Annotated in this window: 8 protein-coding genes and 1 pseudogene; 7 read left to right on the plus strand and 2 right to left on the minus strand. The window is 73.5% G+C overall.

The features are described 5' to 3' along the window. Window positions 1–369 precede the first annotated feature (369 nt). Window positions 370–3,327: a polysaccharide lyase family 8 super-sandwich domain-containing protein gene (locus ACFW1A_RS31045; RefSeq protein WP_380414659.1), complete on the plus strand. Its 2,958-nt coding sequence runs from the start codon at window positions 370–372 to the stop codon at window positions 3,325–3,327. 189 nt (window positions 3,328–3,516) lie between these two features. Then, window positions 3,517–4,578, plus strand: coding sequence for a substrate-binding domain-containing protein (locus tag ACFW1A_RS31050; RefSeq protein WP_380414661.1), 1,062 nt, complete (start codon window positions 3,517–3,519; stop codon window positions 4,576–4,578). Between the two features lie 76 nt (window positions 4,579–4,654). Here ACFW1A_RS31050 and ACFW1A_RS31055 read toward each other — a convergent pair whose 3' ends face one another. Beyond that, window positions 4,655–5,434 carry a sugar phosphate isomerase/epimerase family protein gene (locus ACFW1A_RS31055; protein WP_380414663.1) on the minus strand — a complete coding sequence of 260 codons (780 nt, stop codon included), beginning with the start codon at window positions 5,432–5,434 and terminating at the stop codon, window positions 4,655–4,657. Between the two features lie 5 nt (window positions 5,435–5,439). Then, window positions 5,440–7,377 (minus strand): DUF2264 domain-containing protein, encoded by a 1,938-nt coding sequence (locus ACFW1A_RS31060; protein WP_380414665.1) that lies wholly within the window; start codon window positions 7,375–7,377, stop codon window positions 5,440–5,442. Window positions 7,378–7,690: 313 nt separating this feature from the next. Between ACFW1A_RS31060 and ACFW1A_RS31065 the strand changes: the two genes are divergently transcribed. From ACFW1A_RS31065 to ACFW1A_RS31085, 5 genes and pseudogenes are all read left to right on the plus strand, one after another. Then, a complete protein-coding gene (locus tag ACFW1A_RS31065) occupies window positions 7,691–9,037 on the plus strand; it encodes an ABC transporter substrate-binding protein (RefSeq protein ID WP_380414668.1) in 1,347 nt (448 codons plus the stop codon). Further along, on the plus strand, window positions 9,034–9,993 hold the full coding sequence (locus ACFW1A_RS31070; RefSeq protein WP_380414671.1) for a carbohydrate ABC transporter permease: 960 nt from the start codon (window positions 9,034–9,036) through the stop codon (window positions 9,991–9,993). Before ACFW1A_RS31065 ends, ACFW1A_RS31070 begins: the two co-directional genes overlap by 4 nt. Continuing rightward, window positions 9,993–10,853: a carbohydrate ABC transporter permease gene (locus ACFW1A_RS31075; protein WP_380414673.1), complete on the plus strand. Its 861-nt coding sequence runs from the start codon at window positions 9,993–9,995 to the stop codon at window positions 10,851–10,853. Before ACFW1A_RS31070 ends, ACFW1A_RS31075 begins: the two co-directional genes overlap by 1 nt. Before the next feature lie 122 nt (window positions 10,854–10,975). Then, on the plus strand, window positions 10,976–11,956 hold the full coding sequence (locus ACFW1A_RS31080; protein ID WP_380414675.1) for a hydroxyacid dehydrogenase: 981 nt from the start codon (window positions 10,976–10,978) through the stop codon (window positions 11,954–11,956). A 152-nt stretch (window positions 11,957–12,108) separates the two neighbouring features. After that, a pseudogene (locus ACFW1A_RS31085) lies at window positions 12,109–12,346 on the plus strand (gfo/Idh/MocA family oxidoreductase); the annotation flags it as partial.

Below are 12,346 nucleotides of genomic sequence, written 5' to 3' on the forward strand. Positions count from 1 at the left end.
CGCGGGGCAACTCCGGCCCGCCGGCGGCCGGGGCGGGGGCGCGGGTGGGGTGGTGCGCCGCGTGGGACAGGGGTGCCCCCCGGTCCGTGGGGGGGGCCGGCCCCCCCGCCCGACGACAGGATTCGCCAGCGGCGTTGTCCGGTCAACACCCGTTCCGGCAGATGAATCCCCCATGAATCCGCGGGCCGGCCGGCGGCGGGGCGTGCTCTCCCACCAGCGGAACGGCGGCCCCGGGTCCGGTGCGCGCCCCGGCGCGGGCGGCGGCGAAACATGTGGCCATTCATGCGTACCGAGCGCGTTGACCCTCCGGAACGGCGGCCCGTACGGTCCTCTCCCATCGGACCGGGGGGACCATCAGGAGGAGACCCAGTGGACGCTGCCCATCCCGCCAGCCGCACCACCCCCGCCGTGAGCCGGCGGCGCCTGCTCCAGCTCGGCGGTGCCGCCGCCGCGGTGGTCGGCGCCGCCCAACTGCTCCGCCCGACCCCGGCCTGGGCGGACGGCTACGACTCGATGCGCGGCACCTGGGTCCAGCTGCTCACCGGGAGCGGCTACGACCCGACCGCGGCCCCGTACGCGACCGTGCTGGCGCAGCTCGGCTCCCAGGCGGGCTCGTACCAGGGCTCGATGGCCCCGACCACCGGCTCGCTCTGGCCGGACCTGCCGATCGGGACCGTCTCCGCCAACGTCACCAGCGGCTTCGGCCGGCTGCAGACGATGGCGCTGGCCTACGTCCAGCCGGGCACCGGTCTCACCGGCAGCACCGCCCTGGCCTCGGCGATCACCACGGGGCTCGACTGGCTGTGCGCCCATGCCTACGCTCCCACCACCACGACGTACAACAACTGGTGGGACTGGCAGATCGGCGCCCCGCAGCGCCTGCTCGACACGGCGCTGCTGATGTACCCCCAGCTGAGCTCCGACCGGATCACCGCCTACTGCGCGGCGATCGACCACTTCGTCCCCGCCACCGCGGTCGCCACGTACAGCGGCACCAGCACCGGGGCGAACCGGGTCGACCTGTGCCGGGTGCTGATGCTGCGCGGCGTGCTCGGCAGGAACGCGGCGTCCCTGACCACCGCACAGACGGCGCTCTCCCCCGTCTTCCCGTACGTACTGGGCGGTGACGGGTTCTACGCCGACGGCAGCTTCATCCAGCACACCTACATCCCGTACGCCGGAACCTACGGCGACGTGCTGCTCGGCGACCTGAGCAAGCTGCTCACGCTGACCGCCGGCACCGCCTGGGCGATCACCGATCCCGCCGTGCAGAACTTCTACGCGGCGGTGGACACGGCGTTCGCGCCGTTCGTCTACAACGGGCTGGTCATGGACGGTGTCAGCGGCCGGGCCGTCAGCCGCGGCATCGGGGCCACCAACAACCCGACCCAGTTCCAGCAGGACGACAACAACCGGGGCCACGGCGTCGTCTCCGACATCCTGCGCCTGGCCACGTCCGGCGCCGTCTCCCCGGCGCAGGCCGCCGCCTGGAAGTCGATGGTCAAGGGCTGGCTGCAACGGCAGTACTACGAGCCGCTGCTGAACAACACCACCCTGAGCGTCGCCGAACTGGCCCGCGCCCAGGCGCTGCTGAACGACGCCACGGTCACCGCCACCGCCGAGCCGGTCGGCAGCAAAGTCTTCGGCATGGACCGGGCCGTCCACCGCCGGACCAACTGGGCGGCGCAGCTGAGCATCTGCTCCTCCCGCACCACCTTCTACGAGACCGGCAACGGCGAGAACCTGCACGGCTGGCACCAGAACAGCGGCATGCTCTACTGGTACGGCGACACCTACGGCGACGGCCAGTACGCCGACGCCTTCTGGCCCACGGTCGACCCCTACAAGCTGCCCGGCACCACCGTCTCCACCCTGGCGCTGGCCGACGCCGCCGGCGGGGCCTGGGGTGCCTCGCACCCCGACACCCCCTGGGCCGGTGGGGCGACCGACGGCACCTTCTCGGTGGTCGGCCAGGACGTGCGCGGACTGCAGTCCACCCTGGTCGGCAAGAAGTCCTGGTTCCTGCTCGACGACTCCGTCCACTGCCTGGGCGCCGGCATCACCTGTACCGACGGGGTGGACGTCCAGACCACCGTCGACAACCGCAACCTCGGGCCCAACAACAGCCAGGTCCTCACCGTCGACGGCACCGTGCAACCGACCACCCTCGGCTGGAGCCGGACCTTCGCCGACAGCCAGTACATGGCCATCGGCGGCATGGGCGCCTGGGTCTTCCCCGGCGGCGCGACCGTCAGCGTCGAGCGCGAGGCCCGGACCGGTGCCTGGTCGAGCGTCAACACCGGCTCGGCCACCACCCAGCTGACCCGCAACTACCTGACGATGTGGTTCGACCACGGCACCGACCCGAGCGGCGCCGACTACAGCTACCAGCTGATGCCGGGCGCGACGGCGGCGCAGGCCGCCGCCCGCGCCGCCGGCCCGAACGTCACGGTCCTCGCCAACACCGCCACGGTGCAGGCGATCAGCTGCCCCTCGCTCGGCCTGACCATGGCCAACTTCTTCGCCGCCGGCTCGGCCGGCCCGCTGACCGCCTCCGGCCCGTGCTCGGTCCTGGTGCGCGAACAGGGCGGCACCATGACGGTGGCGGTCAGCGACCCGACCCGGACCGCCACCACCGTGCAGGTCACCGTCGCGCGCACCGGCTACGCCGCCGTCGGGTCGACCGCCGGCATCACCGTGCTCTCCACCTCCGGCGCGGTCAGCCTGCTGGCCGAGACCGGTGGTACGCAGGGCGCGAGCCGGACCGCCACGCTCACCGCCGCGGGCACCGCACCCGCCCCGGCCACCGCCACCTCGCTCGCGGCGACCGCGACCACCTACGTCCGGGACGGCTCCTACGGCAACACCACCTACGGGAACGCGACGACCATGGTGGTGAAGAACACCAACGTCGCCAACAACGGCTACAACCGCGAGTCGCTGCTGGCCTTCGACGTCTCCGGGTTGACCGGCACGGTCTCCCGGGCGGTGCTGTGGGTCTACGGCAACGTGCAGGACTCCGGCGGGACCCGGACCACGCTGCAGGCCTTCGGCCTCTCCTCGGACGCCTGGACCGAACCCGGCACGACCTGGAACTCCGCACCGGGCCGCACCACGGCGCTCGGCACCGGCGCGGTCTCCGCCGGCTACGACTGGGTCGCCCTCGACGTCACCGCCGCGGTCGCGGCCGCCCAGCCCGGCGCGGGCGGCGACGGCACCGCCGCCCTCGCGGTCTTCGAGCCGATCGGCGCCGTCGGACTGGCCGCCGTGCTGAACACCCGGCTGAACACCACCAACCCGCCGCGGCTGGAGGTCGTCACCTCCTGACCCCGCGCAGGAGCCTGCGCACCTCCGGCACGGGTCCGGCGGGCAGCACGCGACCGTGCCGCCCGCCGGACCTTTCGGTGGAGCAGGTCAGTCGCCTACTGTGTACTCGATCCGAATATGAGCAAGTGATATCCGATCGGTCTGCCAGTGCGTGATCGACCTCGGAGCGCCGACCGGGAGAAGAGGGACATGACCATCACCGCGGAGGAGCGGCGGGACCGGATCCTGGCGGTCGTCCGGGAGCGGGGCACCATCCGGGTGGTCGACCTGGCCGCCCGGATCGGCACCGCGCCGGTCACCGTGCGCCGCGACGTGGCGGCCCTCGCCGGTGCCGGCCTGCTGCGGCGGTCGCACGGCGCCGTCTCGCTCCCCCGCGACACCGCCGCACCGGACCGGGCCGGCCACGACCGGACCATCGGCATGCTGGTGCCCAGCATCGGCTCCTACTTCGACGAGATCATCGACGGGGCGCGTGCCGCGGCCGCCGGGGCCGGGGCCCGCCTGGTCCTCGGCATCTCCACCTACGAGTCCTCCGACGACCGCGCCCAGGTCGAGCAACTGCTCGACGCCGGACTCGACGGCCTGCTGCTGACCCCCAACTGGCGCCCGGGGACCGGCCCGGTGGACACCGCCTGGCTGCGCGACCTGCCGGTGCCGGCCGTCCTGGTCGAGCGCCACGCGCCCGCGGACAGCACGGCGGCCAGGCTGGACTCGGTCGGCTCGGACCACGGGCAGGGCGTCCTGCTGGCCCTGCGGCACCTGCGCGCCCTCGGGCACGAGTCGGTGGCCCTGGCCGCCCGGCTGGACTCGTGGACGGCCGGCCGGGTGCGGGCGGGGTACCGGGACGGTGTCGCGCTGCTCGGGCTCGGGCCGTACCCGGTGATCGACATCAACCGGCCGGGGGTCGAGACGGACCTGCTGGCCACCCGGATCACCGAGGCCGTGGCCGACGGCGTCCGGGCCTTCCTGGTCCACAACGACCAGGAGGCGATCCAGCTCACGCCGCTGCTGCGCTCGCGCGGGCTGCGCACGCCGGACGACCTGGCGCTGATCTCGTACGACGACGTGTTCGCGGCGCTGGCCTCGCCCGCGCTGACCGCCGTCTCCCCGCCCAAGCGTGCGGTGGGCGCCGCGGCGCTGGAGCTGATGCTGCGCCGCATCGCGGGCGGTCCCGCGCTGCCGGTCCACCACCTGCAGCTGCTGCCCGAGCTGAAGGTCCGGACCACCTGCGGCGGTGCCCGGGCGGGGTGACCGGCGTGCGGCCCGGCGCACGGGCGGGGCCGGCGCCGGGGCCACCGGTCGGCCCACCCGGGCGGCGGTCGGCCCGTCAGGTCCGCAGCCGTGCCAGCAGGTCCGCCCCCGGTCCGAGCAGGCCGTCCAGCGGGGCGGCCTGCGGGAACCAGGGGGCCTCGTACTCCCAGGACACCCAGCAGTCGGCGGGCAGCCCGCCCACGCAGGCGGCCAGCGGCAGCACTCCGGCGCCGAGCGGCAGCGGAGCGAGGTCGTGCGGCCCGGCGACGTCCTTGACCTGGACGTAGCCGAGGTACGGCGCCAGGGCCGCACCCGACTGCTCGGCCGACTCGCCCGCCAGCCAGGTGTGCAGCACGTCCCACAGCCCGCCCACCGCCGGGTGGTCGACCAGCCGCAGCACCCGGGCCACGTCCCGCCCGCCGCGGTGCGAGTCGTGGGTCTCCAGCAGGATCCGCACGCCCAGCTCCCGCGCGGTCTCGGCCGCCGCCGCGAGCCGGCCCGCGGCGCGCCGGTCGGCCTCGGCCGCCGGCCCGTCCCCACCGCGCGGGAAGACCCGCAGGTGGCGCGCCCCGAGGTCGGCGGCCAGCCGCAGCTGCGCGCGCAGCTCGGCGACCGGCTCGGTGTCGCCGCCCGGCGCGGCGACACCGACGTACCCCGCCAGGGCCAGCGGCGTGACCCCGGCCGCGCGGAACGCCCGCACCGCCGCGGCGCGATCGGCGCTGCTCAGTGCGGGGTGCACCGGCTCGCCGGGCGCGCAGCGCAGTTCCAGGCCCTGCCAGCCGTGGGTGGTGGCCAGCCGGAGCACCTCGGCCAGCGGGCGGCCGGGCAGGCCGAGGGTGGAGAACGCCAGCGGCATGACGGTCAGTCCTCCGCGGGGGCGGTGCCGACGCTGACCGCACCGGGCAGCAGGACGGCCTCGTGCCCGGTGCCGTCCGGCCAGCGCACCCGGATCCGGTCCCCCTCGACCCGGACGTGCGGCTCCTGCCGGGGGCCGGGCGCGGACCGGTCGAGCCTCGCCGCACCGACGAACAGGGTGTGCTCGCCGCGGGTGCGGCCGGTGAGCACCGGCACCGCGGCCGCCGGGCCGAAGGCCGTGCCGCCGGGCGCCGGCGAGCAGCTCGCGCCGGCGAAGCCGTGCAGGTTGCCCAGCACCGAGGTCAGCGGCCCGCGGGCCGGGTCGGTGGCACTCGCCCAGGCCCGCGACCCGGCGGCCCCGTGCCGCACCGCGGCGCCGGCCACGGCCCAGCCGCTCTGCCGCACCGCGGTGCCGGGCGCCGCGCCGCTGACCAGGTGCGCCCGGACCTCGTCGGGGCCGTGGGCCAGGACCAGCGCGGTGACGGTGACGCCGGGCAGCTCCCGGCCGCCGGCCCGCGGCCGGTGCGCGGAGGCGGCCCAGCCGTCGCCGGCGCCGAGCGGGCGGATCCGGCCGCGCTCGCTCGTCGCACCGTCCAGGACCAGGCCGAAGTGGTTGTCCGGGTCGCCGTCGAAGGCCGGCCCGGTCGCGGTGGAGTAGGCGAGGCGGGCGTACAGCGGGTCGTCGGGGAGCACCTGGTCGGCCGGCTGGTCGTCGCTGCCGTGGTTGTGCAGCCGGGCCAGGCCGTCGGCCGCGGTGGTCTGGAGCAGCCAGCCCGGCTGCGGCAGCGGGAGCACCGCGTCCGCCGTCTCGACCGGGCCCGGCTCCTCGACCGCCGTCCACACGGAGTGGTCGGCGGGCAGCAGCAGGCCCAGGAACCCCTTGCTCGCCCAGTACGGCGAGGCCGGACCGGAGTACTCCTGGACCATGGCCGGGAAGCGGCCGAACCAGCCGAGCGGCAGCAGGCCGTCGGCGTCGAGCGCGCCGCCGTCGACGAAGTATCGCAGCGCGCCGGAGGCCAGCCGCCGGGTGGTGCCGGGCGACAGCGGGGTGTGGCCGCCGAGCGCGCCCGCCCACAGCGGCGCGGCGGCCGCGAACCGGTAGGTGAGCGAGCGGCCCTGGTGGACGGGGGCGCCGTCGGCGCCGAAGGTGCGGGCGTGGCCCGCCAGGTGCTCGGCGAGCCGGGGTCCGTACCGGTCGAGCAGCGCGTGGTCCTCCGCCAGCAGCGCGTGCAGGACGGGGTAGAGGTGGAAGGCCCAGCCGTTGTAGTGGTCGAAGGCGCGCGGGCGGCCGTCGGTGTACCAGCCGCCGCCGAGGTACCACTGCTCGATCCGGTCCAGCCCGCGCTCGACGGCGCGTCGTCCGGCGCCGTCCCGGTCCAGCCCGGCCTCGACCAGGAAGCCGCCGACCATGGCGGGGAAGAGCCACCAGTTGTTGTCCACCGGAGACGGCGTCAGACCCGCTGCCAGCCAGCGGCGGACCTGCTCGCGGGTCGCCCCGTCGAGCGTGTCCCAGAGCCAGCGGCGGGTCAGCCGCAGGCCGAGGGCGATCGAGGCGGCCTCCACCAGGGCCTGGCGGCACTGGTCGATCCGCGGCCAGGAGACCGGGTCGCCGTCGGCGAGCCCGCTCTCCGCGGTCGGGGTCCGGGTGCCCGCCGCCAGTCCCCGGGCGTAGCGGCGCAGGACCCCGTTCGGGTCGGCGCCGCCGGCCCCGGCGACCCGGAAGGCCGCGAGCAGGAAGGTCCGTGCGTACCCCTCCAGGGCGTCGGAACGGCGCCCGGAGACGCTCGGCCGATCGCCGGGCAGCGGGATCAGGGCGTGCTCCGGACCGGCGAAGCGCGCCACGGACTCCAGCAGGCCGTCGGCGACGGCTTCCCAGTGCGCTCTGGTCCACCCGGTGTACGGGCTGAGCTCCCGGTCTTCGGGCGGCAGGGCGATCGAGGGCATGGCGCGGCTCCTTGCTCGGGACGGGCTGACCGAATCTAGAAAGCGGCCGATCATTCGTCAAGGCAAGCAGAGCGAATGATCAGATGGACTGGACCAAACGGCGCCGACCTGGTCGCTATGTCCGCTATTGCACCATCGGACGTCCGGAGATCGGTGATCCGCGAGAATTACGATCGGATCACATCGGATCAACTGATCCGATCCTCTTGACTCTGATCGAAGGTGGTCGCAGGATAGCCGCATTCCGCCGACCGGCATCACCCGACGGTCGGCCGTCAACGGCACACCGCCGCCCCGCCCCAGGAGCCGAGCCATGTCGATCTCCCCCACCGCCAGCCGCCCGCGCAGAGCGCGCCTGGTCGCCGCCGCCACCGTCGGCGTGCTGTCCCTCTCCCTCGTAGCGGCCTGCGGCAGCAGCGGCTCCAGCACCACCGGCGCGAGCTCCGGCCCGGTCACCATCACCTTCTGGGGCTGGGCCAAGGGCACCCAGGACGTGGTGAACGCCTTCAACGCCTCGCACAAGGACGTCCACGTCGACTTCCAGCAGATCCCCTCCGGCGTGGCCGGCGGCTACGCGAAGATCTCCGACGCCACGAAGGCCGGCAACGCCCCCGACGTGTTCAACGTCGAGTACGGCGCGCTGCCCGACTTCGTCAGCCAGGGCGCGGTGCAGGACATCACCAAGCTGGTCCCGGACGCCCTCAAGGCCAAGTACCTGCCGCAGGCCGTCGAGCTGACCACGCTGGCCAACAAGACCTGGGGCCTGCCGCTGGACGCCGCCCCGCAGGCGCTGTTCTACCGCAAGGACCTGTTCGCCAAGGCCGGCATCACCACCGCGCCCACCACCTGGGACGAGTACAAGGCCGACGCGGCCAAGCTCAAGCAGTCCGACCCGAACACCCGGATCGGCACCTTCTTCCCGGACGACCCCTCCACCCTGGAGGCGCTGGCCTGGCAGAACGACGCGCACTGGTTCACCGGTGTCGGGGACACCTGGAACGTCACCATGACCGGCCCGCAGACCAGCCAGGTCACCGACTACTGGCAGCAGCTGATCAGCAACGACCTGGTCCGGGTGCAGCCGTCGTTCAGCCAGCAGTGGACCGCCTCGCTGCAGAAGGGCGAGACCGCCGCCTACCTGGGCGCCGCGTGGGGCGGCGGCGTGCTGCAGTCCACCCTGGCCTCCACGCCGGACGCGGCCGGGAAGTGGGCGGTCGCCCCGATCCCCAGCTGGGACGGCAAGCCCGCCAGCGGCATGCTCGGCGGCACCACCTTCGCGGTCTCCAAGGGCAGCAAGAAGGCCCAGGCCGCGGTCGAGTTCGCCACCTGGGCGACCACCACCCCCGAGGGCATCCAGGCCCGGATCGCCTCCGGCACCTCCTCGATGTTCCCCGCCGACCAGGACCTGGTGGCCAGTGCCAAGGCCGCCTTCAAGACCGACTTCTACAGCGGCCAGGACATCTACTCGGTCTTCGTGGACGCCGCCAAGTCGATCAGGCCCGCCTGGCAGTGGGGTCCGACGATGACCCTGACCAACAACTCCATGAAGGACAGCTTCGGCAAGCTCGGCAGCGGTGGCACCGTGCCGCAGGCGGTCGAGGGCTCCCAGCAGGCCACGGTCGCCGAGCTGAAGAACCGCGGGCTCAAGGTCGCCCAGTGACCCAGCTCCACACCACGGCTCCGCCGCGGAGCGCCAAGCCGTCCCCCCGCGCCGCCACCGTCGGGCGGCGCGGGGGGAACGGGGCCCCCGCGGTGCTCATCGCCCCGTTCTTCCTGCTCTTCACCGCCGTGATGCTGGTGCCGATCGGCTACGCCGTCTACCTGAGCCTGTTCACCGAGCAGCGCTCCGGGCTGGGCTTCGGCGACGCCCGGACGGTCTTCACCGGCCTCGGCAACTACACCCGGGCGCTCGGCGACGCGGCCTACCGGGCCGGGTTCCTGACCATCGTCGAGTACTGCGTGGTCTACATCCCCGTCATGCTCGGCCTGTCGCTGCTGGCGGCCCTGCTGCTGGACTCCGCCCTCTCCCGGGCCAAGCGCTTCTTCCAACTGGCGCTGTTCCTGCCGCACGCGGTGCCCGGCATCATCGCCGCGCTGATCTGGACCTACCTCTACACCCCCGGCATCAGCCCGGTGCTCGGCACGCTGGACTCGGCCGGCGCCCACCTGGACCTGCTCGGCCACCCGGTGCCCGCCGTGGTCAACATGGCGGTCTGGGAGTGGACCGGCTACAACATGGTGATCTTCTACGCCGCGCTGCAGGCCATCCCGCGCGAGGTGCTGGAGGCCGCCGTGGTGGACGGCGCCGGACCGCTGCGCACCGCGCTCAGCATCAAGCTCCCGCTGATCCGGGCCTCGATCACCATGGTCGGCATGTTCACCGTGATCGGCTCGCTCCAGCTCTTCACCGAACCGATGATCCTCAACGGCAGCGCCCCCGCCGTGGTCAGCACCTGGACCCCGAACATGTACGCCTACACCGCCGCGTTCAGCCGCAACGACTACGGTCTCGCCGCCGCCTCCTCGGTGCTGCTCGCCCTGGTCGCCGCCGCGCTCTCCTTCGTCGTCACCCGGGCCACCCGTGGCCGCGCCGACCGTCGGGCGGAGGCCTCCTGATGACCGCTCGGACCCGACCCGGCCGCCCCTGGTCGCTCTCCAGGAGCGCCGTCAACGGCGCCCTGCTGCTCTTCACGCTCTACACCCTGCTGCCGCTCGGCTGGCTGCTCACCGCCTCCGCCAAGAACACCCCCGACCTGCTCGGCGGCAACTCCTTGACGGCGGCCAACTTCCACCTCGGGCAGAACCTGCACGACCTGGCCACCACCGACGGCGGGATCTACTTCCACTGGTACCTCAACTCACTGCTGTACGCGGGGATCGGTGCCCTGCTCTGCGCGTTCGTCTGCGTCTGCGCCGGCTACGCCTTCGAGGTCTACACCTTCCGCGGCAAGGAGCAGTTGTTCGGCCTGGTGCTGCTCGGCGTGCTGGTCCCGACCACCGCGCTCGCGCTGCCGATGTACCTGCTGGCCTCGAAGGTCGGCGCGGTCAACACCTTCTGGGCCGTCTTCGTCCCCAGCCTGGTCAACCCGTTCGGCGTCTACCTGGCCCGGGTCTTCTGCGCCGGGTACGTGCCCGGTGAGGTGCTGGAGGCCGCCCGGATGGACGGCGCGGGCGAGCTGCGCACCTTCTGGTCCATCGGGCTGCGGATGGTGATGCCCGGCTTCGTCACGGTCTTCCTGTTCCAGTTCACCGCGATCTGGAACAACTTCTTCCTGCCGCTGGTGATGCTCTCGGACAGCAAGCTCTTCCCGGTCAGCCTCGGGCTCTACTCCTGGAACACCCTGACCAGGAGCGAGCCCACCTACTACCCGCTGGTCGTCACCGGCTCGCTGCTCGCCGTGCTCCCGCTGGTGGTCGCCTTCGTCGCGCTGCAGCGTCACTGGAAGGCCGGCCTCACCGCCGGCAGCGTCAAGTGACCGACTCCCCAGCCACCCTCCCGAACCCTTCGGAGACTCCCGTGTCCCATCCGCCCGCCGCGGCGGTCGAGGCCACCGCCGCGACCACCGCCGCCCGGCGCCGACCGCGCGCGCTGCTGGCGATGCACCCCGAGCTGGCGCCCCAGCTGATCGACCCGCGCACCCGGACCCGGCTGACCGAACTCGCCGACCTGGACCCGGCGCTGGTGGTGGACGACTTCACCACCCCGGCGGCCCGCGCCGCCCTCGCGGAGGCCGAGGTCATCGTCAGCAGCTGGGGGTGCCCGCCGATCGACCAGGCGGTGCTGGACGCCGCGCCCGAACTGCGCGCCGTGCTGCACGCCGCCGGATCGGTCAAGCACCACATCACCGAGGCCTGCTGGACGCGGGGCATCCACGTCACCTCCGCCGCCTGGGCCAATGCCCTGCCGGTCGCCGAGTACACCGTGGCCGCCATCCTGTTCGCCAACAAGCAGGTGCTGCGGATCAGTTCCGAGTACCGGCGGCTCCGGGCCCGGCAGGACTGGCAGGAGGCCCATCCGGACATGGGCAACTTCCGCCGGACCGTCGGCATCGTCGGCGCCTCGCGGATCGGCCGCCGGGTGATCGAGCTGCTGCGGCCGTACGACCTCGAACTCCTGCTCCACGACCCGTACGTCACCGAGGGCGAGGCCCGCGCGCTCGGTGTCCGCGCCGTCCCGCTCGGCGAACTGTGCATGCTCAGTGACGTGCTGAGCGTGCACGCGCCCGAACTGCCGGCCACCCGGCACCTGGTGAGCCGCCGGATGCTGGCGCTGATGCCGGACGGCGCGACCCTGGTGAACACCTCCCGCGGGTCGCTGATCGACCAGGACGCGCTGGTCGAGGAACTGGTCACCGGCCGGCTCAACGCCGTGCTCGACGTCACCACTCCCGAGGTGCTGCCCGCCGACTCGCCGCTGTACGAGCTGCCGAACGTCCTGCTCACCCCGCACGTGGCCGGCTCGCTCGGCAACGAGCTGCACCGGATGGCCGCTGCCGCCGCGGACGAGCTGGACCGGTACACGACCGGGCGGCCGTTCGCCCACCCGGTGCTGCCGGAAACGATCGACCGCACGGCCTGACGGATCGTCAGCTCGTTGCGCCTGCAGACCTCAAGACCTGAGGACCGCCCTGCCGAGGGCGTCGTGCCACCTCGGCAGGGCTTTTCGAAACCCGATCTGGTAAGCGCTTACCGCCTCACCGCACCCCACCCCGCACCCCGAGGAGTCTCCCCATGTCCCGCAGAGTGATCGGCATCGTGATGAACGGTGTCACCGGCCGGATGGGCTACCGCCAGCACCTGGTCCGCTCGATCCTGGCCATCCGTGCGCAGGGCGGTCTCGCCCTGGGCGACGGGGAGGTGCTGTGGCCCGAGCCGATCCTGGTCGGCCGCAGCGCCCACAAGTTGAAGGAGCTCGCCGAGCGGCACGAACTGGCGCACTGGACCACCTCGTTGGAGGAGGCGCTGGCGC

It is taken from the genome of Kitasatospora sp. NPDC058965, assembly GCF_042741245.1.
Taxonomy (GTDB): Bacteria; Actinomycetota; Actinomycetes; order Streptomycetales; family Streptomycetaceae; genus Kitasatospora.

Bases quoted from the DNA above. Each gene is read 5' to 3' on its own strand.
- ACFW1A_RS31080 (WP_380414675.1), top strand. From the start codon at position 10,976: ATGCACCCCGAGCTGGCGCCCCAGCTGATCGACCCGCGCACCCGGACC.
- ACFW1A_RS31050 (WP_380414661.1), top strand. From the start codon at position 3,517: ATGACCATCACCGCGGAGGAGCGGCGGGACCGGATCCTGGCGGTCGTC.
- ACFW1A_RS31075 (WP_380414673.1), top strand. From the start codon at position 9,993: ATGACCGCTCGGACCCGACCCGGCCGCCCCTGGTCGCTCTCCAGGAGC.
- ACFW1A_RS31065 (WP_380414668.1), top strand. From the start codon at position 7,691: ATGTCGATCTCCCCCACCGCCAGCCGCCCGCGCAGAGCGCGCCTGGTC.
- ACFW1A_RS31055 (WP_380414663.1), bottom strand. From the start codon at position 5,434: ATGCCGCTGGCGTTCTCCACCCTCGGCCTGCCCGGCCGCCCGCTGGCC.
- ACFW1A_RS31060 (WP_380414665.1), bottom strand. From the start codon at position 7,377: ATGCCCTCGATCGCCCTGCCGCCCGAAGACCGGGAGCTCAGCCCGTAC.